This is a genomic window from Flavobacterium sp. ST-158 (assembly GCF_058309975.1).
This window is the reverse complement of the sequence record NZ_JBZEEN010000017.1, coordinates 1-26,358: the sequence shown is the minus strand read 5'-3', so window position 1 is coordinate 26,358 and position 26,358 is coordinate 1. Positions and strand designations below refer to the sequence as shown.

Annotated in this window: 15 protein-coding genes; all 15 read left to right on the top strand. The window is 33.6% G+C overall.

Going from position 1 to position 26,358, the window contains the following annotated elements:
• The first annotated feature begins 91 nt into the window (after nt 1-91).
• A complete protein-coding gene (locus tag AC4FRF_RS17025) occupies nt 92-2,449 on the top strand; it encodes a GumC family protein (protein ID WP_491161421.1) in 2,358 nt (785 codons plus the stop codon).
• A gap of 3 nt (nt 2,450-2,452) precedes the next feature.
• The gene (locus AC4FRF_RS17020) at nt 2,453-3,823 is read left to right on the top strand and encodes a lipopolysaccharide biosynthesis protein (protein ID WP_491161419.1); all 1,371 of its coding nucleotides are present in this window, start codon (nt 2,453-2,455) and stop codon (nt 3,821-3,823) included.
• Between the two features lie 2 nt (nt 3,824-3,825).
• Nucleotides 3,826-5,301: an O-antigen ligase family protein gene (locus AC4FRF_RS17015; RefSeq protein ID WP_491161417.1), complete on the top strand. Its 1,476-nt coding sequence runs from the start codon at nt 3,826-3,828 to the stop codon at nt 5,299-5,301.
• A gap of 72 nt (nt 5,302-5,373) precedes the next feature.
• Nucleotides 5,374-6,360, top strand: coding sequence for a phosphoribosyltransferase family protein (locus tag AC4FRF_RS17010; protein WP_491161415.1), 987 nt, complete (start codon nt 5,374-5,376; stop codon nt 6,358-6,360).
• Nucleotides 6,361-6,411: 51 nt separating this feature from the next.
• Nucleotides 6,412-7,614 (top strand): glycosyltransferase family 2 protein, encoded by a 1,203-nt coding sequence (locus AC4FRF_RS17005; RefSeq protein ID WP_491161413.1) that lies wholly within the window; start codon nt 6,412-6,414, stop codon nt 7,612-7,614.
• A gap of 6 nt (nt 7,615-7,620) precedes the next feature.
• Nucleotides 7,621-8,775, top strand: a complete 1,155-nt coding sequence (locus AC4FRF_RS17000) for a glycosyltransferase family 4 protein (protein WP_491161411.1) — start codon at nt 7,621-7,623, stop codon at nt 8,773-8,775.
• A gap of 4 nt (nt 8,776-8,779) precedes the next feature.
• Nucleotides 8,780-9,994, top strand: coding sequence for a glycosyltransferase (locus AC4FRF_RS16995; protein ID WP_491161408.1), 1,215 nt, complete (start codon nt 8,780-8,782; stop codon nt 9,992-9,994).
• Nucleotides 9,985-10,605, top strand: coding sequence for an acyltransferase (locus AC4FRF_RS16990; protein WP_491161406.1), 621 nt, complete (start codon nt 9,985-9,987; stop codon nt 10,603-10,605). The genes AC4FRF_RS16995 and AC4FRF_RS16990 overlap by 10 nt, the downstream gene beginning before the upstream one ends.
• A gap of 4 nt (nt 10,606-10,609) precedes the next feature.
• On the top strand, nt 10,610-11,800 hold the full coding sequence (locus tag AC4FRF_RS16985) for a glycosyltransferase family 2 protein (protein WP_491161404.1): 1,191 nt from the start codon (nt 10,610-10,612) through the stop codon (nt 11,798-11,800).
• 1,366 nt (nt 11,801-13,166) lie between these two features.
• Nucleotides 13,167-18,041 carry a DUF8693 domain-containing protein gene (locus tag AC4FRF_RS16980; protein ID WP_491161403.1) on the top strand — a complete coding sequence of 1,625 codons (4,875 nt, stop codon included), beginning with the start codon at nt 13,167-13,169 and terminating at the stop codon, nt 18,039-18,041.
• A gap of 217 nt (nt 18,042-18,258) precedes the next feature.
• On the top strand, nt 18,259-19,767 hold the full coding sequence (locus AC4FRF_RS16975) for an ankyrin repeat domain-containing protein (protein ID WP_491161401.1): 1,509 nt from the start codon (nt 18,259-18,261) through the stop codon (nt 19,765-19,767).
• A gap of 50 nt (nt 19,768-19,817) precedes the next feature.
• Nucleotides 19,818-20,300 carry a DUF2271 domain-containing protein gene (locus tag AC4FRF_RS16970; protein ID WP_491161399.1) on the top strand — a complete coding sequence of 161 codons (483 nt, stop codon included), beginning with the start codon at nt 19,818-19,820 and terminating at the stop codon, nt 20,298-20,300.
• 12 nt (nt 20,301-20,312) lie between these two features.
• Nucleotides 20,313-22,493, top strand: a complete 2,181-nt coding sequence (locus tag AC4FRF_RS16965) for a PepSY domain-containing protein (protein WP_491161397.1) — start codon at nt 20,313-20,315, stop codon at nt 22,491-22,493.
• Nucleotides 22,494-22,512: 19 nt separating this feature from the next.
• On the top strand, nt 22,513-23,517 hold the full coding sequence (locus AC4FRF_RS16960; RefSeq protein WP_491161395.1) for an FAD:protein FMN transferase: 1,005 nt from the start codon (nt 22,513-22,515) through the stop codon (nt 23,515-23,517).
• Between the two features lie 379 nt (nt 23,518-23,896).
• The coding region (locus tag AC4FRF_RS16955) for a beta strand repeat-containing protein (RefSeq protein ID WP_491161393.1) at nt 23,897-26,358 on the top strand (2,462 nt) is incomplete at its 3' end.

The following is a 26,358-nucleotide window of genomic DNA, read 5'->3' as shown; positions in this document are numbered from 1 at the left end:
GTTAATTTTGAACTATAATAATTGATGTCTTTTAAATAAAGTACAGTCAAAATTTGTGGTAACTAAAGATTAATAAAAAAATTACACCTGTATGAAACTAATAGAATTCATAAAATTAATTTTAAAGCATAAAATTGTACTTATAGCAATCCCCATTTTTATCGGTTTATTAGCAATTTTGCTAACCAATAACCCTAAGCACAGTTATCACTCAGAAACAAGACTCTATACTGGATTAGCTTCTGGATCGTCTATTGAAATGGATAAATCTTTCAATTACTTTGCTACTAATATTGCTTTTGATAACCTAATTAACATTATTAACTCTAGAGAAACTCAAGAAGAAGTTGCTATACGGCTGCTAAGTCAGCATTTACTTCTAAACAAGCCCGATAGTAAATTTATCTCTGCCAAAACTTTTGAAGAGTTAAAAGCAGATATGCCTAAAGAAATCTATCATTATGTTGTAAAATCACATGCTCATTCGAACAGCATCCAATCCAATTCTGAAGATAATGAGACACTAAACACGCTGCCTGAAACAGTCAACAAAATTGATTACGATCGTACAGTAGCCAATTTGATGAAATTGATGAAGAGTAATAATACGAACTTTGTGTATTCTTTATTAAACTTTGATCATCCCTATTACTCGCTTGAAGCAATTTCAAAAATAAAAGCGGTGCGCATATCAACCAGTGATTTGATAGAACTAAGTTATGAAACTGAAGATCCAGGCATTTGCCAGCAAACTTTGGCGATTTTTAATGAAGTATGCATCAAAAAATATAAAAATCTTAAAGAAAATGGTTCGGACGCAGTAATAAAATATTTCGAATCGCAACTAAGTCAGTCTGAAAATAAATTAAAAAATATAGAAAACCAACTATTAAAGTTTAATCAGGAGAATGGTATTATTAATTACTATGAGCAAAGTAAGGCTGTTGCAAATGTAAAAGAAGACATGGATATGGAATACAGCAAAAAGAGAGCCGAATTAGCTGGTTCCGAAGCTTCTGCAAAAAAATTAGAACAAAAACTGAAAGTACAGGAATTAGTTCAGGAAAAAAGCAATCGAATCCTTGAAAGCAAAAAACGTTTAGGCGAATTGAATTATCAAATTGTAATGAATGAATCAAAATCTACAAATGTTGAAAATCTCAAAAAACAAGCGGCTCAACTTCAAAGCGAAATAAAATCTAACGTAGGTAATTTATATAGTTTTCAAAATTCAGTTGAAGGAGTTCCTACCACCAAAATATTACCAGAATGGGTTGATAAAGTAGTAGAAACAGAAGATCTTAAAGCCAGATTAAAGATTATGAATAAGCGCAACGCCGAATTTGGACAACAATATGCCAAGTATGCTCCTGCTGGTGCTAATCTAAAAAAAATTGAACGACAAATTAATGTTGCAGAACAAGAATATTTAGAAATTCTGCACGGTCTGAATTTAGCTAAATTAAAGTTTCAGGATACTCAATTGTCTAGTAATCTTAAAGCTGTAGATCCTCCTTATTATCCATTAAAGCCAATTCCTTCAAAACGAAAACTACTTATTGTTGCAATGGTCGTATTAAGTTTTATTTTATTGTTGAGTAGCCTATTAGTCATGGAATTTTTTGATAATACCTTAAAAAATGTTACCGTTGCCGGGAATAAACTTCATATTCCTACGCTAGGAATGCTTGCTAAAGTATTTAAAACAAATGGAAAACAGGATTTAATTAGCATTCAGGACAGGCTGATGGAACTTGTAATCCAAAATCTCAATCATGCACTTAAAACACAACTAACACCTAATCGAACAAAGATTATAACTATTTTAAGTACTCAGAAAAATGAAGGAAAAACAGTAATAGCAACTAATATTGCAAAAAAACTAAAACAAGCAGGCAAGTCAGTTGCTGTGCTAAATCATTCGTCAATTGTAAGCCCCAAAACAAGTTCTCAAAAATTTCCTTTATTGACTTTTCTTTTAGGCTATCCTGATCCGCGAATCGATTACAACCATCCTTTTTTAGCAAATCCTTCGGATTATTTAGATGATTCCGAATATCTAAAATATGAAGTAGATACGCAGTTTTATAATTCAACCAGTCATGAAGAATTAACAATTATGAAAACGTCTTTGTCAGATAAATCACTCGACTATGTAATAATAGAATTACCCAATATCCTGGACACCAATTATCCTGCTGATTTAATTGTTGCATCTGATTTGGTTGTATTGGTTTGCAGATCCAACAGACTATGGTCTAAGGCAGATGAGAATTTATTAAACAACATAAAAGAGCTTACTCCATCAAAACTTCAATTTATAATTAATGGTGTAGCGATAGACGAAGTAGAATCTCTATTAGGAGAACTGCCTAAAAAACGATCTCAGACAAGAAGAAAAATAAAAGAGATTCTTCGCTTCCAATTTCATTCACAAAATCACATCTAAATTATGTTCCAATTAATTGTAAAAATACTCAAAGAAGACAACTTCCTGTCATTGGCTGGAAATCTGGTGATAGCGGCTTTGGGACTCGGTGGCTTTGCTTTGTTGGCCAGAAGTCTGGATCCTGCACACTTTGCTCAATGGGTCATTTTTATTTCAGGTGGATCCTTAGTAGAAATGCTGAGATTTGGAATCACAAATAATGCTTTAGTCCGATTTTTATCCGGAGCATCGAAAGAACAAAGCGAACAATTAATTGGATCTAATGTCCTTATCAGCCTTGTTAGCACAATTAGCATTGTACTGATTATGGTTTTGGTTAATCTTATTTTTAACGATTGGATAGACAGCTCAGTATATACATTATTTTTTACCTGGTATCCGTTATTAGCTTTTATAAATCTTCCTTGGAACAATGCCACGATTGTATTACAGGCCAAAATGGAATATGGAAAAATACTTGGAATTAAAACTTTAAACAGCGGATTGTTTTTTTTGTTCTTAGTGCTAAACAAAATAGCATTTAATTTTTCGATAACATACCTAATTTGGGCATTATTAATAATAAACTTAATCACTACAGTCATTTGTATTAGCAAAGGCTGGGATGGTTTATTGTTGATTAAAAAAGCCAATAAATCAACTAATGCAACTTTACTTAACTTTGGAAAATACAGCACTTTTACTTTAATTGGAACCAATTTATTAAGAAATGCGGATCTTCTAATTATCAGTATTAGTCCGCTGGGCAGTGTGGCAGTATCTTTATTTAGCATTCCCTTAAAATTGACTGAGTTACAACAAATTCCTTTAAGAAGTTTTGCTGCTACTGCTTTTCCAAAAATGTCAAAAGCCAGTTTAAAAGGAAACATCAGCGAAGTTAAAATTCTATTTTACACCTACTCAGGCGCATTGACTTACTTATTTGTTTTCGTCTCTGCTATAACATTTGTATTTGCTAAAGAATTTGTAATGCTTATTTCGGGATCCCAATACTTAAATTCTGATGTATTTGATATTATAACATTGGTTAGAATATTTTCAATTTATGGATTACTGTTACCTATAGACCGAATGACCGGAATTGGTTTAGACAGCATGAATAAACCAAATATTAATGCAATCAAAGTAATCATAATGTTAGTGATTAATGTGATAGGTGATTTGATTGCTGTTTTTATTTTTAAATCTCTTGAACTAGTTGCTATAGCTACGCTTTTGTTTACAACTGCAGGCATAGTTGTCGGTGCTTATTGCATCGATAAAGAGTTTGATTTTTCGACAATTGAAATTTTTAAAAGCGGGAATCGATTTTACTCCACTATATGGAATCAATTTACCAAATCGATAAATGAATTTAAATTTCTAAAAAATTAGGTATGGCTTCATTTGAAAATCACAAGGATCCTTTCGAGTTAAATTCTGGCTCTAATCGTTTAGCTAATGTCAATATATTTACTGCTATTTTTATAAGTACAATTCTAATAACACTTTTAGTTAGCAAAACTGGAATCATTGGTTTCATAGGAATTATAAGCTTACTTTTTGCTATTGCATTAATTTATACCATTTTTAATACCCCAAAACTCGGGATTATCCTGCTTATCTTCTTGGGCTTTTTTGTAACAGGAATTAGCAGATATATCCCGTTAGCTTGGGGATTATCTATTGACGGTCTAATTATTTTAATTTATTTAGCATTATTCTTTAAAGGGTTTGCATCAAAAATACCCTGGCATGAAGCTAAATCTCCTCTTACTATTGTTGTGTCCATTTGGATGGGATATATACTGTTGCAACTTGGAAACCCGGAAACTCAAAGTAGAGAAGCCTGGTTTTATGCTATGAGGGGCGTTGCATTATATCAATGGCTTTGCATACCGTTGTTGTTTATATTATTTAATAAGCAAAAAGACTTGAATACCTTTTTTATAGTGTGGGGAATACTTTCTCTCCTTGGAACGCTTAAAGGATTGATGCAATTTAAATTTGGTGTAGATCCATTTGAACAAAGATGGCTGGATCAGGGCGGAGCAGAAACACATATTCTTTTTGGCAAATTAAGAGTGTTCTCCTTTTATTCAGATGCAGGGCAATTTGGAGCATCCCAAGGACATGCAGGAGTGGTATTTGGTATCTTAGCTTTATTCAAAAAAGGAAATTTTAGGCTTAAGTCTTTTTTTTTATTTGTAGCATTAGCAGGCTTTTTCGGAATGATAATATCTGGAACACGTGGCGCAATAGCAGTTCCTGCACTTGGCGGAATCATGTTTTTGATTCTTAAAAAAAATGCGAAAGTGCTTGTTCTTGGAGGAATACTTGGTATTGCTGTCTATGTGTTTTTTGCCCATACAACCATCGGTCAGGGAAATGCAGAAATACGCAGAATGAGAACCGCATTCGACCCTAATGAAGCCTCTTTACAAGTGCGCTTAGAAAATCAAAAAAAATTAAAAGGATACTTAGCTACTCGCCCATTTGGTGGCGGTGTAGGAGCTACAGGTAACTGGGGACAACGCTTTACCCCCACTACTTTCTTAGCCAATACCGCTACAGACAGCTGGTACGTAATGATTTGGGCAGATACTGGTGCCGTTGGACTTACCTACTACCTTATCATGCTATTCTTCATTCTGGGAACCGGAGCTTATCATGTCATGTTCAAGCTTAAAGACGACTGGCTGAAAGCACAAATTGCAGCTTTGACTTGCGGAATGGCTGGTATTATGATGGCTTCTTACGGTAATGGCGTTTTTGGGCAAATGCCAACAGGTATGCTTATGTATGTAAGTATGGTGTTTATGTTCATTGCACCAAAAATAGAACAGCAAAAATCTTCCATTCAACTACACTAAGCTTCTATCCATCGAAATATCTCTTAACACCCTGTTTTGTAACCGTACGTTTGTACTATAAAATTTGTTATTATGAACTATAGAAACTTAAACGACTTAAACACTACCATTCTTAGAAAGCTTCACTTAATTCCCAGAGATATTGATCTTGTGGTGGGAATTCCCAGAAGCGGTATGTTACCTGCTAATTTATTGGCTCTATACTTAAATTTACCTTATACTGATATTCATTCATTTATCAAAGGCTATAGTTACAAATCTGGCGCAAGAAAACAATTCTTTAGTGATAATGAGTATAAAAAAATTTTAGTAGTAGATGACAGTATCGCTTCTGGTTCTGCCTTAAAAGAAAGCAAAAAAGATTTGGTACATTTAGAATCAAAATTTGATATCAAATACTGTGTAGTTTATTACACTCCTGAAAAGGGACACTTAGCTGATTATGCTTTAGAAGCTGTTCCAACACCAAGATATTTTCAATGGAATATTTTCAATCACACTACTTTAGAAAAAGCCTGTTTTGATATTGATGGTGTACTTTGTTTAGATCCTTCTGATGAACAAAATGATGATGGTGCTTTATATCGGTCTTTTTTACTTAATGCTGCACCTCTTTATATTCCTGGAAGCAAAATTGGAACTATTGTTACCTCCAGACTTGAAAAATATAGAGTTGAGACAGAAACTTGGTTAAACAAAAATGGAGTCATTTATGATAAACTGGTGATGCTTGATCTACCAGATATGAAAACCAGACAAAAAGTAAATAATCATGCTGGACATAAAGCAAAGGAATTTCAATTCGGCCATTATAACTTATTTGTTGAGAGCGATCTTGGACAAGCCATAGAAATTAACCGTATTACCAAAAAGCCAGTTTTTTGCACTCAAAATTTTGAAATGATATACAATTCTGAATCATTAGTATACAACCTCAAAAGCGGAAAACACCTTCCCTTTTTACGTCGAATTGCATTACAGCTAAGAGACGGAATTAGAAAAAGCAAAAAGCTGTTGGAAAAAAAGACAATTACAAAAGCTTCTACAGCTATAAATTAAAAGAAGTAGTTTTTTAAAATCATCATTGAAAACTTTATAATACAAATGGCAATGCAGGCAGTAGAATATATTTTAAAAGGAATTGAGTACAGCATTTATGCGTATTTTACAATGTCATGTTCATATGTTTTGGTATTTGCAATTGCTGGGCATTTCGGTAAAAAACATAGAAATGTTACTGCCAAAGCACAAAGCAAAATTGCAGTGCTTATACCCTCTTATAAGGAAGATTCTGTGATTATTGAAGTAGCAACGTCTGCGTTAAAGCAAAATTATGAATCCAAAAATTTTGACGTGGTCGTTATAGCAGACTCTTTAAAAGCCTCTACAATCAAGATCCTGCAGTCATTACCCATTATTTTAATCGAAGTTTTTTTTGAAAAAAGTACAAAAGCAAAAGCCCTAAATAAGGCTATGGACGAGCTCAATGAAGCGTATGATTATGCCGTGGTTTTGGATGCCGATAATATTATGGAACCTGACTTTTTGATAAAGATGAATGACGCTTTTCAAAATGGCTGCCAAGCGGTGCAAGGCCATCGAAAAGCAAAAAACCAAAATACCTCATTTGCAATACTGGATGCTGCAAGCGAAGAAATAAATAATCATATTTTTAGAAAAGGCCACAGAACACTTGGTTTTTCTTCGGGATTAATTGGTTCTGGAATGGGCTTCAACTATTCACTATTCAAAACGATGATGAAAAGCATAAATGCCATTGGAGGTTTTGATAAAGAATTAGAATTCAGGTTTGCAAAAAACAACATTGCTATAGAATATTTAGCTGATGCTATTGTTTTAGATGAAAAAATTCAAAAATCATCGAATTTTTCCAATCAAAGAAGAAGATGGCTATCCACTCAATTTATTTATTTAAAAAAATATTTTACAACGGGATGTAAAGAACTAGTATTCAGAGGAAATTTCAACTTTTTTGATAAGTTATTGCAAATGATCATTCCGCCAAGAATTTTGATTTTGGGACTTACTTTTTTGATTGTACTTGTTTATGCATTACTTTTTTTCGTATTCAATGTGCATTCAAATGTTTCTGTCAATGGTTGGTTTTTAAACTTGATTATAACAATTTTAGCTTTCTTTTTGGCGTTACCAAAATCATTTTATAATACAAATACTGTAAAGGCGCTATTTTCTTTACCGTCTGCTTTCTTTAGAATGGCATTCTTGCTTTTTAAGCTCAAAGGGGCAAATAAAAAATTTATTCACACTGCACACGGAGCAGTCCAAAACTAAAAAATCATGAGAATTGGTATAGAAGCCCAAAGATTGTTTCGTCCTCACAAACATGGTATGGACAGAGTAGCACTTGAATTAATTTTAAATCTTCAAGTTATAGATAAAGAAAATGACTATTTCATTTTTGTAAAACCGGACCAAGACAAATCGGTAATTAAGCCTACAGCAAATTTTAAAATTGTAGAAATTCCTGGTGGCTCTTATCCGTGGTGGGAACAGTTTAAATTACCCAAAATAGCCAAAGACTATAAGTGCGACTTACTACATTGCACCAGTAATACTGCTCCTTATTCTAAAAATATCCCTTTGATTACGACACTTCATGACATCATATATATGGAAGGAAGTTGGTTAAAGCTATTACTGAATAAAGCATCACTTTATCAAAAATTTGGTAATCTATACCGAAGAATTATTGTTGCAAAAGTAGTAAAGAACAGCAGTCGTCTTATCACTGTATCCAATTTTGAAAAAGAGAATATCAATCGTTTTTTCAAGCTTAAAAACAAACATATTCAGACTGTCCATAATGGTGTAAGTGAAAATTTCACCACCAAAATTGATACAAAGCATTTGTATAAAGTAAAAACCGATTATAAACTTTATGAAGATTACCTATTGCATATTGCAAATAAAGATCCGAGAAAGAATACAAAAGGAGTATTAATAGCATTTGATGATTTTTTAAGACAAGTATCTGTTTCTTATAAACTTGTAATTATAGGGTATAAAGAAGCCGATCTAAAAAAGATATTAAATGAAATCGATGCTACACATCTTCGTCAGCATATCATTTTAATTGGATACGTTTCAGATCAAGATTTACCTGCAATCTATTTTTTATCTAAACTATTTTTATTTCCATCTTTGAGAGAAGGCTTTGGTATTCCAATTATTGAAGCCATGGCTTGCGGAGTTCCAGTGATTACATCTAATACCTCTTCTATGCCAGAAGTGGCAGGTGATGCGGCTCATATTATTGATCCAAATAATCCAAAAGAAATATGTGATGGTATACTAAAACTCACATCAGATGTAAGATACAGAAATAAACTTATTCGAAAAGGGTTGCTTCAAAGTAAAAAATTTTCATGGAATAGAATGGCATTTCAAGTTCTAGAACAATACAAACAATTGTATAAGGAAATTAAAATCTAAAGTTATGATAAAAGAAAAAGACATTGTCATTATTGGTATTCAGCCATGGGACATTAAAATAGGAAGTAATTGCAAAAATATTGCGCTTGAATTTGCAAAAGAGAATCGGGTCTTATATGTAAATCCGCCAATGGATCGAATCACCAGATTAAAACAAAAAAAGGATGAAAGAATCCAAAAACGCCTAAGAATTGCAAAAGGAGAAAGTGCTGATATTGAAAAAATAAGCGATAATCTTTGGAATCTATATCCCAAAACGACCGTTGAATCAATAAATTGGATAGGTTCTCACCATATCTTTAAAATGCTAAATAAACACAATGCAAGATTGTTTTCAAATGATATTAAATCGGCTATTGAGAGATTAGGATTTTCAAATTTTATATTATTTAATGACAGCTCCATGTTTCTTGGACTTCATCTAAAAGAAATGCTTCAGCCTCAGATTTATGCGTATTATATGCGTGATTATCTTGTAAAAGTACCCTATTGGCAAAAACATGGTGAACGAATTGAGCCTCAAACCATAAAAAAAGCAGATGTGCTTACTACCAATTCAGATTTTTTTGCAGATTTTGGTCTTCAATACAATCAGAATAGTTATATGGTAGGACAAGGATGTGATGTTTCTCATTTTAACGATGAAGATGATAGCATATCAGTGCCACATGAATTTACAGCTATCACGTCTCCCGTAATTGGTTATGTGGGCTCCTTAACCACATTAAGGCTAGATATTAAGTTGCTTGAATACATTGCAAATCAAAAAAAAAGCTGGAGTATTATTTTGGTTGGTCCAGAAGATCAAGAATTTAAAGAATCTCATTTGCACAAACTGTCAAACGTCTATTTTTTGGGCAGTAAAGATGAATCGCAACTGCCTAATTATGTAAAGGGGTTTGATGTCGCTATAAATCCACAAATAACCAATAACCTTACCATAGGCAATTATCCTAGAAAAATTGATGAATATTTAGCCATGGGAAAACCCATAGTAGCCACAAAAACTAAAGCAATGCAAATGTTTGAAGATTGTGTTTATCTGTGTGATACCAAAGAAGATTACATCAATTCAATAGAAAAATCTTTACTAGAAAATTCCGATGAGCTCATAAAAAAAAGGATTAAAGTTGCTCAAAGTCATACCTGGACAAACAATGTTAACGCTATTTATAATGCTATAAAACAAGCTACTAAATACAAAATAAAATGGGACTAAAAGAAAAAATAAAATCGAATGATAAGCTAAAAAAGCTGATACATTGGTCTATTCTTATTCCTAACCAGACCCGGCCAAGGTTATGGATAAAATACTTTGTCAATCCATTGTATCATAAAAAAGGGAAAGGAGCCATTATAAGAAGAAGAACGCGCATGGATGTTGTTCCTTGGAATAGATTTGAATTAGGTATAAATTCAACTATTGAAGATTTTTCGGCAATTAATAATGGTGTTGGATCGGTGATTATTGGTGATCGAACAAAGATTGGTTTAAGCAATACCATTATAGGACCTGTAAGCATTGGCAATGATATCCGCTTAGCTCAAAACATAACCTTATCAGGATTAAATCATAATTATGAAGATATCAGTGTTCCTATTCATGAACAAGGTATTTCTACAGCACAAATAATTGTTGAAGACAATAGCTGGATTGGTGCCAATGTAGTAATTGTCGCTGGTGTTACCATTGGTAAACATTCAATTATAGCAGCTGGAAGTACTGTTACAAAGGATATTCCTCCTTATTCAGTTGCTGTAGGAAATCCAGCAAGAATTATAAAACAATATAACTTTGAAACCAATAAATGGGAAAAAATTAAAAACTAAAGCAATGGAATTATTAAAAACACTTTTTTGGATGCTCTTGTTTACTGTATTTTACACCTACATAGGTTATGGTATTTTACTTTTTACAGTTATCAAAATAAGACGATTCTTCAAAATTGGTGTAATAAAAAACATCGATTATAGTTACGAGCCACAAGTGACTTTGTTTATTACCGCTTATAATGAAAAAGATTATGTCGCACCTAAAATGAAGAATACGTTAGAACTGGAATATCCAAAAGAAAAATTAAACATTGTTTGGGTTACCGATGGTTCTGATGATGGTACTCCTGAATTACTTTCGAACTATTCCAATACAACTGTATATCATTTAGATGCAAGAAATGGTAAAATTGGAGCAATGAATAGAGGAATGAAATTCGTAAATACACCAATTGTAATATTTAGCGATGCAAACACCATGCTTGGAAAAGAATCTATAAAACGCATAGTCAGGCTATTTGGAAATGAAAAAGTAGGATGTGTCTCTGGTGAAAAACGAATTTTCAACCCACATAGTGACGTTGCTTCTGGTGCGGGCGAAGGACTCTATTGGAAATATGAATCAGCTTTAAAAAAATGGGATGCCGAATTATATTCTGTTGTTGGGGCAGCTGGCGAATTGTTTGCTATCAGAACAAAATTATACCGCCATGTTGAAAAAGACACTTTACTCGATGACTTTATTATTTCATTGCGGGTAGCTCAGGAAGGGTACACCATACAATATGATCCTGAAGCATTTGCCATAGAAAGTGCTTCTGCAAATGTAAAAGAAGAGCTAAAACGTAAAATAAGAATTTCAGCAGGAGGTATTCAATCAGTAGTCCGATTAAGATCTTTGTTAAATGTTTTTAAATATGGTACTCTTTCATTTCAATACATTTCACATCGAGTACTTCGTTGGACATTAGCACCACTTTGCTTGTTAGCATTAATTCCAATTTCCTTTATACTAGCTTACAAACAAGGTTTTCTGAATTTTGGACTTTACTCTAATCTATTTTGGTTACAGCTCTTCTTTTATTGTACGGCTCTATTAGGCTGGTTTTTGGAAAATAGATCAACGAGAATAAAAGTGCTGTTTGTTCCCTATTATTTCTTCATCATGAACCTTTCTGTAGTCTTAGGTTTTGTACGTTATATTAGAAATAACCAAACTGTTAATTGGGAACGAGCTAAAAGAGCCTGTTAGTAATTTAATTCATCAATAAAGAATAACTCCTAAATTAGGAAAAAAGAAAATAGAGATCATTGTCATATTCTACGATAATGAATAAGTCTTATATAACAATCTTTATAATAAGCAAATAAATAATGTTAAAAAATTAATTTTTCACCAAATTAACTACCATAATTAAAACGTTCTTTAATTTTTCAACACAATTTTCCAATAAAAGCTTATTAATACCATTAATCCTTTACTATATGTAACAAGGCTTTATATCAAGCGAGGAAATGTAGAGCATGCAAGTTTCCTAGCAAACAGATAAAAATATAACAGAAATTTTAACAAAGTAATTTCTTAATAAGAAACTGACAGCTACCATAGAGTTAATTTCAATACTGAAGTTGGAATGAAATTTAATAAATTTTTAAACACCATTTAAGTAACCTCAATTTTAAAAATAATAAAGATAGAATATCCGCTTTGATGAGTTAAAATTCTAAAGATAAAAATTATTCCAAGATGAGAATAAACCTTAAAATAATAATCTAACCTAAAAATATAGAAGCTAAAAATCAATAGTCAAACTGAAATAAACGGAGTGAGGAAAACACCTGATAAAACAAAAGAAAACAGTAAAAAACCAATTTTCACAAAAACAACAAGTAACTTATAATCAACTAATTAACTCCAAAAAAAATAACAAACCATACGATTCATAACCCTGAGGTCACGGGTTCAACTCCCGTCTTCGCTACAAAACAAACCCTTAAATATCAACTATTTAAGGGTTTTTTATTTGAATATTATCCTGAAAAAACATTCTCTTCAAATTACTCAAATAAGGAATAAAAAGAACTCTATCTACCAATGAAAAAGAAAAATTAAATCATTAGATAAAAATTATAATCACTCTTATCTAAACCTATAAATCATAAACTAATTTTTTACTAGCTTGAGACAACATAAAAAAGCTTTTGTGAAGCGCTCCCTTCTTTAACAATAAAACTGATTAACAATTTCTCTTTGAAAGAGTATAGCTTAACCAAAAACAATTTAAATAATGCAATCTAGACTACAAATTAAATCCCACTTGTAAGCCTAATAAAAACCTGTAGTATTTACAAGTAATCTAAATGAAAACCAAAAGTTTAGGATAAAAATTAACTTTTTTTAAAACATACAAATTACAAAATAGATTAAAGAAAGTTTTTTCTTTAATTTTATATAAAAAAATGTATTTTATCGGTATTTTAACGCTTTTAATCGATTTTAATTAAAAAATAAATACTTTTACATTACAAAAGACCCCCAAAATCTATGAATTAATTATTGCTTCTAGGTTGTCTTTAAAATATTACAAACAAAACAGTTATAATATTAAATTCAAACTATGGAAAAACTTTACCTTACTAAAAAACAAAGTTGTCTTCTATACGTACTGTTTACAGTACTTTTTTTCTTATTATCTATTGTAAATCATGCACAGGTTAGAAAGACTTTTACACAAAGAACGTCATCAGCTACACCATCAAAAGTAATTTACAACATTAAGGGTGATTTTTCGATGTTAGGAAATACCAACCTAACCCTTAAAACCTATGGTAATACTACTGACAATGATCAGGAAATGGTTTATGTAGATATTGATGGTGATTCAAACACTTGGAATTCCTCATCTGCCGATTTACAACTTTCAACTGAAAATGGAGCAAACCCTGAATGTTCTACTATTATTTTTGCCGGTTTATACTGGACTGGTAAATCAGAAGATGCAGATACTTATACCGTATCTAAACAAGTACAAAGTGGTACAGAAACTATCAATAACAACCTTACCGTTGGAAATAATGATGACCTGACCAACTCCACTTACAGTTTAAGCATATCTAGAGCAGGATCTAGCGGAAATAGATATCCAATATATACTTTTTCAGGAAATGGGAATACATATAAATTTAATTACACAAACAGTTCAGGATCCAACAAAGTAACTCTTTCAATAAATAACGGTAGCACTACTAATATTCCGGTAACAGTAAACACCTCTGGTTCAACAGCTACTGCAACACTTACAACTCCATATACTATAACCGATGGAACAATTACAATTACAATCAATCAGTTAATAAGAAGCACTTCAACTAACTTAAGTACTACAGATACACAAACCTATTCTTCCACTTATATAAATGTATCAGGAACAATTCCAACCTATACAACAACAACAAAAGATTACGATAAAAAAATAATTTCTCTAAAAGGGCCCTTAGCTTCCACTTACACAACGATAACTGCTAGTGCATCAGACATTTGGTATCCTGGTTCAGATGATGATGGAATTTATGTAGGTTACAAAGAAATAACTGATTATGTTAAAACTAACGGCTTAGGAACTTATACTGTTGCTGACATTGCACTTAAAGAAGGTATCGGACCAGTTCCTGGATATTCGGGTGGCTGGGGCATGGTTGTTATTTATGAAAATCCTTTAATGAATAGCCGTGCTGTAACTCTTTTTGATGGGTATGCTAATGAAAATGGTTCTTTTGTAGGGGACATTCCTATTTCGGGGTTTGTGGCTGTAAATGCCGGCCAAGTAAATATGAAATTAGGAGTTATGGCCAGTGAAGGGGATGTGAATAAAACTGGAGATTATTTACAAGTACAACAACTAAACACGAGCACTTACATCGATTTATCACATTCTGGAAACACAACTAATAATTTCTATAACTCCACTATCCTAACCGGTGGAAATACCAGAAACCCCAGTTTGCAAAACAATACGGGAATCGATTTGTGTATGTTTAACATACCCAATACTGGAAACGTAAATATTGCTAACGGTCAAACATCTACCAATTTTAAATACGGCTCAACTTTAGATAAATTTTCTATTTTTGGTTTTGCCATGTCTGTGGATTCTTATGTTCCTGATCCAGAAGGTTTAATTAGCGTAAACTCTATAAATAATGTTACTAATCCTACTGTTTTAAATGCTTTACCCGGACAAGCAATCAATTATTCATTAAATATCACTAATGAAGGAACTGAAGCTACAAACAATACTATTGTTTCAATACCTATTCCTGCCACAGCAATTTTTGATACTGGCACAAACATAACGTATCACACCTATAACGGTTTTAGCACTGCCAATAGTCCACATTATGATTCGGCCACCAATGCAATTATTTGGGATTTAGGTACACTACCTATCACCTCAGGCCATCCAGAATACATTTATGCCGATTTAAGTTTTGATCTTAATGTAACAACAGACTGCGCTATTATACTAAGTGCAGGTTGCTCCCCTGAAGTATCATTAGAAACGGGTACAATAACTGGTACTGGAGCAACATCTGGAACAGCATTTACTAACTATTTTTTCCAAGGCTATGACGACACTACCTGCCAACAACCTATTGATGGCTCTATAAAAGTAGCTATAGATGCTAGCTCTTGTTTATCTAGTATGGCTGGTCCCGACCAAGTTACCTATTGTGGCGGTGAAACTGTAACACTAAATGCTTCTTCAGGTGCAACTGGATCTTGGTCTATAATAAGTGGTCCTGCAGGAGGGGGTGAAATTTTCTCTGACAACACTAGTCCAAGCGCTACTTTTTATAGTCCTAATATAGGCGAATATACTTTAAGATGGACAACAAGTTGTGGAACAACAGATGATGTTTTAGTTACATTAGAACTTTGTAATGTGGTTAACTTTGATGGAGTAGATGACAACATTAACTTTAAAGATAAATTCAGCTTAAATAGTGGGGATTTCAGTATAGAAGCTTGGGTGAAATCAAATGTAACTAATGGGAATACACAGACTATTTTTTCCAAACATCTTAGTCCCTCATCAACTAATGGTTATGATTTAAGAATTGTAAACAATGTTATTTCTTTCTATTGGGATAACAATTCCATTACTGCCACACACCCTATAGATACAGACAGATGGTATCACCTTGCAATAACTTTTGACGGAACAAATTATAATTTATACATCGACGGAATATTAGAAAAAACAACTGCTGGTTCAAATCCTACAACAAATAATACCGATTTTATCATTGGTGCCATGAGTCAAAACACTGATGTTCCTTACAATTATTTCAATGGTTGGATAGATGAACTACGCATTTGGAATGTAGCTTTATCAGAAGATCAAATCCGCAGAATGATGAATCAGGAAATAGAAAATGATGGAAACAATAATGTAAAAGGTGTTATCATTCCTAAAAACATTAGTGGCTTAAACTGGACAAATCTATCTGGTTACTATCAAATGAATCATACTGATGATGTTAGCAATGGTTACCTAGTCGACAAATCCGACAATGGAATTAACGGAAAACTAAAAGGTATTTATCTTCCTGAACCTGATACTGCGCCTATTCCATATACTTCTGGATCAAACGGTGCGTGGGAAACCGATGAAAGTTGGACCAATTATGATGTTTGGGATCCCCCATATAGTTTAGGCATTGACAATGCAACAGTAATTGAATGGAATATTGTAAAAACTTCACATAATATTACTTCTGCTGGAAACAAAACCGTTTTGGGGTTATTAGTTGATAGTAATACTATTAGTGCTAACAATGATTCTAAAATAGAAATTTCCAGTTACTTAAAATTAAATGGAAAAATAGATTTAGTTGGAAAATCGCAATTGATTCAAACTTTAGATAGTGATTTAGATGTAACTAGTTCAGGTTATATAGAAAGAGATCAACAGGGACAATCAAACTTATACAATTACAATTATTGGAGTTCTCCTGTAGGAGCTATAAACACAACTACCAATAATGTCAATTATACAGTAAAAAGTGTTATGAAGGACGGAACTACATCAACTCCCCAAACAATCACTTGGATTGGTGGATATAATGGTTCGCCAACCACTCCAATAAGTATTGCCAGATATTGGCTTTATAAATTTGATAATTATGCTAACGCTTATGCAAATTGGGTACAATTCAATGAAAACTCAGCTATCAGAGTTGGACAAGGCTATACTATGAAAGGAAGCGGAGCTGCTACTAGTACTCAAAACTACACCTTTGTTGGAAAACCAAATAACGGCTCAATCACTTCTAATTCAGTAAGTGCAAATCAATTATTATTGGCTGGTAATCCATATCCTTCATCACTTGACAGTGAAGCTTTTATAAATGATAATGAATCTTCTATAGATGGAACTATTTACTACTGGGAACATTATGCCAGCAATAATACGCATATCCTTAGAGATTACCAAGGAGGATACGCTACTAGAAATCTTACAGGAGGAGTTGCTCCATCATCTACCAATGTTGACTTTATTAGCAAACTAGGAACTCCATCCAGAGGGATTCCAAATCGTTTTATTCCAGTTGGTCAAGCTTTCTTTGTTATAGGAAAAGAAGGTTCTGGAGGAACAATAACCTACAATAATAATCAAAGAAGTTTCCACAAAGAAGACGATGCAACAAATTCTAATGTAATGTATAAAATTACAGCTCAAACCAAACAACAATGGCAAAACAATAATAATGATCCAGTAGCTGAATTAAATTATAAAAAAATCCGATTAGGATTTAATTCTCGTAACGACTATCACAGACAAATACTATTAGGGTTTATTGATGGAAAAGCTACAGATGAAATAGATTTTGGCTATGATGCTTACAACATGGACGAGCTTCCTAATGATATGTATTTTTCAATTGGACAAGATCAATTTGTTATCCAAGGTGTAGGAACTTTTAATAAATATGCTTCCTACCCCATTGGTGTAAAAACAGATGCTCAAGGTATTGTAAAATTTATGATTGATGATGTAGAAAATTTTGATTCTAACCAAGCTATCTACATTTATGACAGTGAAACAGATACCTATAACAACATTAGAACCAATACTTACGAAGTAAATCTTCTTGCAGGCACCAATACTACTCGCTTTTCTTTGCGTTTTTTCAACCCAGCTGATGCTCCAACAGACCCAGAAGATACAGTAGAAACAAAAGGCGAAATAGATATTATTTACATTCAAAAATCAGATAATATTAATATCAATAATAAAATTAAAAATTGTAGTGTAACTAAAGTACGCCTTTATAATGATTCTGCAGTTGAAATTGACAATTGGAAAATACAAGAAAACCGAAACCAATCGAATATTCAAGTACACATTAAAAAACCAAAAATTGGAGTTTATATTGTAAAAGTGGAAACCACTACTGGCGAATACACCAAGAAAATTCTAATTGAATAAATAGTATTTCCCAAATAAACATACTTAACAATACCTTATCATCCCTAATGAATATTCAAAATCATTTAGGGATGATTCTTTTTTAAAAACTACTAATTCGTAATTGTTATTGTCAATTTTATTTTTACATTTGCGTTATTTTTATTTATTCTAAATAGAATATACAAATTAAACCAAAGAGAAAAAATAATATCTAATCAGAAAAAACAGTCTCATAATGAAGAAAAATCTATTTCTTTCCTTTGCCTTGGCGGCTACTTTTTTGGCTTCTGCCCAACAAAAAAACACCTTATTGGAACAATCTTTTTGGAAATCATCACCTGATGTAGCAGCTGTAAAAGCTGAAATTGCCAATGGAAACAATCCATCCGAAAGTACTAGTAATGCTTTTGATGCTGTGGTTTATGCCATCAATGCTGATGCACCTACTGAAACTATTAAATTTTTATTAGAACAACCTGGAAACAGCATAAGCAAACCTACTCATGACAACCGTATTTATTTACATTGGGCTGCTAGCAAAGGAAATGTGGAAATTGTAAACTATCTCATCGCTAAAGGTGCTGATATCAATCTTGAAGATAGCCACGGAACTACACCTATTACTTTCGCCATTAATAGCGGACAAAAAAACACAGCTATATATGATGCTTTTTTCAAAGCAGGATTAGACCCAAAGAAAAAAGATAAAGATGGAGCTAATCTTTTGCTTTTAGCCATTCCTTATGACAAAGATTTAAGCTTAACTAATTATTTTATTTCAAAAGGATTATCTCTAAAAGACACCGATAATTACGGAAACACAGCTTTTAATTATGCCTCAAAAACAGGCAATTTAAACCTAATGAGAACCTTATTAGAAAAAGGAGTTAAATATACAGACAATGCATTAATCATAGCCGCTCAAGGTTCTAGACGCGATGCAAATCCTATTGAAGTGTATCAATATTTAGTGGAAGATTTAAAACTTAAACCCACTGTACTTTCTGCAGATGGAGAAACCGTTTTACACAGCTTGGTGCGTAAACCTAATCAAAACGAAATTATCAATTACTTTTTAAATAAAGGAATTGATGTGAATAAAGCAGATAACGAAGGAACTACTGCCTTGATGAATGCTGCAGCCGGAAGAGATACTGAAGCATTAGAACTATTACTTCCAAAAATCAAAGACATTAACGTGCAAAATGCAAAAGGAAAATCGGCATTAACATTTGCAGTGGAAAACGGAAGTCCTAAAGCAGTGGAACTTTTGTTAAACCAAAAAGCCAATGTTACTGTTTTAGATAAAGACAACAATAACCTAGGTTATTATCTAATTCAATCGTACAGACCTCAAAATGGTCGTGGACCACAAGGAGGAAATGCAACTAAAGAAGATCCTTTTGGAACAAAATTAACGCTTTTGCAAGAGCATGGTTTGAATTTAACTCAAGCACAAAAAGACGGAAGTACTTTGTATCATTTTGCTGTCCTAAAAAATGACTTAACTTTGCTAAAAAAAATAGCCAGCCTGAACATTGATGTCAATGCTAAAAACAAAGATGGATTAACCGCTTTGCATAAAGCTGCCATGATTGCTAAAAATGATAGCATTTTGAAATATTTACTATCCATCGGCGCTAGCAAAGAAATCAAAACTGACTTTGACGAAACAGCTTATGATTTAGCCAAGGAAAATGAAACCCTAAATCAAGACACCGCTGCTCTTGCTATTTTGAAATAACAGCAAATTAATTGAATCCAGACATACTTCGAAAAAAATAAATTTTATATATGAAATCTATAATTAAAACAGCTTTATTAAGCGCATTTATATGTCTTATCTCCTTACAAGCATCTGCACAAAGTAGCAAATACAAATGCATGCTTCAAATGTCTAATTATATGGGAGATGGTGCTTATGTGGTAGTTTCTTTAGTTAATGCAAAAGGAGCTTATGAAAAAACACTTTATGTAATGGGAGATGACAAAAAATGGTATAAAAGTTTAAAAGAATGGCATAAATTCTATGCTAAAAAACCAAGCAACATCAGTGCTATTACTGGCGCTTCGGTTACAGGCGGAGATCGTAGCATTACTACTATCGAAATTGACGATGCTAAAATTAACAGTGGTTATAAATTACGTTTTGAAACAGCTGTTGAAGATCAAAAATACTATACTGCCGACTTAGAAATCCCTCTTACCACAGAAGGAATTTCAGCCAAATCAGAAGGAAAAGGCTATATTCGTTACGTAAGATTAAGCAAAATATAATAGCAGTAGTAGATGACTCTTTCTTTTTGGCGGTACTCACACCTCGCTCTAGCGCTATTTTCTTCCTTATTTTTAATATTAGCATCTGTAACAGGAACTATTCTTGCCGTGGATGCCATGCAGCAGAAAATACCAGCCTATCGAGTGGAAAATTTTGATAACATTACTTTGGCTAAAAGCCTGCCAATTCTTCAAAAAAAATATGCTGAGATAACTGAATTAAGTATCGACCAAAATCAATTTGTAACACTACAAGCTATTGACAACGATGGCAATGACATCAACGGCTATATCAACCCTGAAACGGGACAAATCATAGGAAAAGCATCTAAAAAGAGTGACTTTATAAACTGGATTACCAGCTTACATCGTTCCTTATTTTTACATGAAACAGGTCGGCTTTTTATTGGTATAAATGCTTTTCTTTTGGTTTTAATTTCCATTTCGGGATGTGCACTTGTTATCAATAGACAAAGGGGGCTACGTAACTTTTTTTCTAAAATTATTAAAGACTATTTTGCCCAATATTATCATGTTTTACTGGGTAGATTGGCTTTAATTCCCATTTTAATTATTGCACTTTCAGGAACCTATTTATCTATGGAACGTTTTCATCTTTTTGATACTAAAGATGAAAATAAAGCTGAAATAACAACTCCTGTTAAAACTAAAAAAACCTTCGATTTAAAAAACACTCCTTTAGTTGAGGTGACTAAAATTGAGTTCCCTTTTTCAGATGATCCTGAAGACTATTTTACATTTGAACTAAAAGACAGAAAAGTTGAAGTCAACCAATATTCAAATGAAATTGTTTCGGAGGAATTATTTCCTACTTCAAAATTATTAGCCAATCTAAGTTTGGATTTACACACTGGAAGAACAAATGCTATTTGGGCTTTTGTACTTGGATTAGCAGCATTGAATATTCTATTTTTTATCTACTCAGGATTTGCAATGACTTTAAAAAGAAGAGCCAGTCGTATTAAAAACAAATTCAAAGCAGAGGAAAGCAAATTCATCTTACTTGTTGGTTCAGAAAACGGAAGCTCTTTGCGTTTTGCCAATGCTATTTTGAAACAACTTATTGACAACGGCGAAAAAGCACATCTTGCCCAACTCAACAATTTTAAAACCTACCCAAAAGCGGAACAATTATTAGTTTTTACTTCGACTTATGGTTTGGGCGATGCGCCATCTAATGCGAATAAGTTTGTGTCTCTTTTAGAAAAAAACAAGCAACAGCAACAAATTAATTATTCAGTAATCGGTTTTGGTTCTAAATCCTATCCTGATTTCTGTGGTTTCGCTAAAGAAGTTGATAGTCTTTTAGAGAACAAAACTTGGGCCAACCAAATACTAGAATTACAAACCGTAAATGACAAATCAGCAGAAGAATTTGTAAATTGGGTAAAATTATGGAGTGCTAAAACAGGAATTTCTCTTAGCACCACTCCATCCGTTTACAACCATATCCCTAAAGGATTACAGCAATTAATGGTTCTAGACAAAACTATAATTTCTGAGACTGAACAAACATTTTTGCTGACTTTAAGAGCTGGAATGCGAAGCAAGTTTACATCTGGAGATCTTTTAGCCATTTATCCCGCTAATGACAATCGCGAACGATTGTATTCTATTGGAACTATTGACGGAAACATTCAGCTGGCGGTAAAATTACATCCTTCTGGATTGGGTTCAGAATTCCTATACAACTTAAAAGCGGGTGATACCATCAAAGCGCAAATAATAAACAATCATGCTTTTCATTTTCCTAAAAAGAAAAATAAAGTGGCGTTAATCTCTAATGGAACAGGAATTGCTCCTTTTCTAGGAATGATTGCTCAAAACAAGAAAAAATCCGAAATTCATTTGTTTGCTGGCTTCCGCCAAAAAACGGAAATCACAACGCGTTACGAAGAATTTGCTTCTAAGATGAAACAGAAACAATATCTAGAGAATTTCCATTTGGCTTATTCCCGTGAAGCCCATCATCATTATGTGATGGATTTGATTCAAATGGACGCCAATTTCTTTGCTGATTTATTAAAAAATGATGGTGTTATAATGATATGTGGCGCATTAGCCATGCAATTTGATGTAGAAAAAGTATTGGATACCATTTGCATGAAAAAAAACAACACTTCTCTTTCTGATTATAAAGCCAAAGGTCAAATACTAACTGATTGTTATTAAACATCAAATTTCTTTTTCCATGACAAGTAAAAACACCACAATAATTCTTATTAGCATATTATTATTCAGTTTTTCTTGCCAATCACAAGTATTACGAAAGAGAACTACCCTGCTTATGGGCGGACGTTTTGATATTAGCATTATTGCCAAAGATTCTCTTGCCGCTGAACAAAATATTGATGCTATCATTGCCGAAATTAGCCGAATTGAAAACCTCATCTCCGATTGGAAACCGACTTCTCAGGTTTCCGAAGTCAATCAAAATGCGGGAATCCGAGCTGTTAAAGTAGATCAAGAAGTTTTTGATTTGACAAAAAGAGCTCTGCATCTTTCAGAAATTACTCATGGTGCTTTTGATATTAGTTTTGCCGCAATGGATAAAATTTGGAAATTTGATGGTTCTATGACCGAAATGCCAATCGAAGCCGCAATTAAAAAATCTGTTGAAAAAGTAGGCTATAAAAATATTATTCTAGACAGTATCAATTCTACTATTTTCTTAAAACTAAAAGGAATGAAAATTGGTTTTGGTGCTCTTGGCGAAGGCTATGCAACGAACAAATGCCAAGAAATGATGTTAGCCAAAGGTATCCTATCCGGAATAGTAAATGCTTCTGGAGACATGAGTGTTTGGGGAAACCAAATAAACGGAAAACCATGGAATATTGGAATCACTAATCCGTTTCAACCTGAAGAAATTCTTGCTACCATTACTTTAAAAAAAGGCGCTGTTACTACTTCAGGTTCTTATGAAAAATTTGTTGTTTTTAATGGAAAACGCTACTCGCACATTATCAATCCGGCAACAGGTTATCCTGCAACGGGTTTGTGTAGTGTAACTGTTTTTGGTCCCAATGCTGAAATGGCTAATGGTTTTAGTACTTCGGCTATGGTTTTAGGAAAAAAAGAAGCCCTAAAACTTCTAAATCAATATCCAGATTATAGTTTTATTCTTTTTACCGATGCTGGAAAAATGATTAAATCTAAAAACTTTCCCAAACATCTTTTGAAGAAGTACCAATAAACCTAAATTATCACTTTTCGGATATACTGCAACAAAAAATCACCTTACATTTTAAATAAAATTAAGTAAAATAATCCTTTCAAAAAAAACTATAGTTGCATATAGTGTACTTTAACGACTTATACGACACATCATCGATTAAAGTATAATCTCATATAGTAATTATCTAACTTTGAAATAGTTAATCAATTAAAATTTATAAATAATATTTTAATATTATTTAAAGCTGCTCAAAGAGATTATTACCATACAAATTTATGACATAATCCCTTCAATAAGAGAGGAATACCCCCATTCCCTCTTACAACAAAACTACTTAAAAAACTGTAGTTCAATCCGATAATTAAAAGTTGTTTTTTGAATTTAAATCCAATTAATCATGAAACAAAAATACATATTCTTATTATTCATTTTTTGTAACCTAGTTTCCGCTTACAGCCAAATTGATGGTGATTATCAATCCAAAAATTCCGGCGATTGGCAATCAACTGCTTCATGGGAAGTTTATTCAAGTGGTTCATGGATTAATGCCAGTAGTTATCCTGGTCAAGTAGCTGGAAATTATGCTGTAACAATTAAATCGGGTAATACTATTACAATCTCATCAAATCTTACCACAACTTTAATGGGAGATTTGAATCTCAATGGAACTCTAGACATCCAAGCTGGTTCTAATCCTAAACAAGTCAGTTTAAACAGTTCTCTTTTATACCTCACTGCTACGGGAACTTTAAATTTCAGTTTCCAAAAAACAAAACTTTTCCTTCCTACTAATTCGGTCATCAAGGTTGATTCTGGAGGAACCATTTCAGGAGCTTGTTCCAATAATACTGAAATCTATATTGATAACAAGCTTATTGCTGTGTGCAACGGAGGTGGAAGTGCTAATGTACTAACATTCGGTGAAATCGTAGCAGGTTCTGGAACCCTTAATGCTAATATCACTACTCCAAATGCTTTTTCTTCAACCATTTGTAACGGAGCCAATATTACTTTGTCAGGAAATTATTCTGGTACTCCAAATGGCTCAGTGAGCTATCTTTGGACAGTAAAAGATCCAAACAATAATAATGTTACTATTACAAACAACACACTAACTTCAACATCATTTACTCCTGCACTTTCAGGACTTTATACCATTTCATTCACAGTTACCGACGGTACTGCTTTTTCTAATACAGAAACCAAAACGGTAACCGTACAATCCAACGTTACTCCTGGAAGTATTGGAAATACACAAACCATTTGTAGCGGATATACTCCTGCTGCTCTAACTTCTACTAGCGATGGAAATGGCGACGGAACAATTAGTTATGAATGGCAAACCAATGCCAGTGGAAGTTTTGCTACAATTGGTGGTGCTACAGCAGCAACTTATGCTCCTCCTGCTTTAACAGCAACAACAACTTACCAAAGAAGAACCGTCTCTACTTTAAATGGTGTAGCTTGTTATTCCAATTATACAAACCCTATAACAATTACTGTTGGAGACACGACCAATCCTGTTTTAACTCCGGAAGCCAATCAAGATGTGATTTTGAACGCCAGTTGCTCGGTGACTATTCCTAATGTAGTTGATGGTTCTTCGGCTACCGATAATTGCGCAGGAGTTACTATTACACAAAATCCTGTGGCAGGAAGTACACAAACTGCGGTTCACAACGGAACAATTAACGTGACTGTTACCGCTACAGATGCTGCTGGAAACACCGATTCTAAAGTGGTGGTGCTTACCGCTAAAGATACGACCAATCCGGTGTTGACTCCAGAAGCCAATCAGAATGTAACTTTGAACGCCAGTTGCTCGGTGACTATTCCTAATTTGGTCGATGGTTCTACTGCTACTGACAATTGTACCGGTGTTACCATTTCTCAAAGCCCTGTCGCAGCGAGTACCCAGGCTGCGGTTCACAACGGAACAATTAACGTGACTGTTACCGCTACCGATGCTGCCGGAAATACCGATTCTAAAGTAGTGGTGCTTACCGCTAAAGACACGACCAATCCGGTGTTGACTCCAGAAGCCAATCAAGATGTGACTTTGAATGCCGGTTGTATGGTTACTATTCCTAATTTAGTTGATGGCTCTTCGGCTTCCGATAATTGCTCGGGAATTACTATTACACAAAATCCTGTGGCGGGAAGTACACAAACTGCGGTTCACAACGGAACAATTAACGTGACTGTTACCGCTACCGATGCTGCCGGAAATACCGATTCTAAAGTAGTGGTGCTTACCGCTAAAGACACGACCAATCCGGTGTTGACTCCGGAAGCCAATCAGAATGTAACTTTGAATGCCAGTTGTATGGTGACGATTCCGAATTTGGTCGATGGATCTACTGCTACGGATAATTGTAGCGGTGTTACAATCACTCAAAACCCTACTGCAGGAAGTACCCAGGCTGCTGTTCACAACGGAACTATCAATGTTACTGTTACTGCCACGGATGCTGCCGGAAATACCGATTCTAAAGTAGTGGTGCTTACCGCTAAAGATACGACCAATCCGGTATTGACTCCGGAAGCCAATCAGGATGTAACTTTGAACGCCAGTTGCTCGGTGACTATTCCTAATTTGGTCGATGGTTCTACTGCTACTGACAATTGTACCGGTGTTACCATTTCTCAAAGCCCTGTCGCAGCGAGTACCCAGGCTGCGGTTCACAACGGAACAATTAACGTGACTGTTACCGCTACCGATGCTGCTGGAAATACCGATTCTAAAGTAGTGGTACTTACCGCTAAAGACTCTACCAATCCGGTATTAACTCCGGAAGCCAATCAAAATGTGACTTTGAATGCCGGCTGTATGGTGACTATTCCTAATTTAGTTGATGG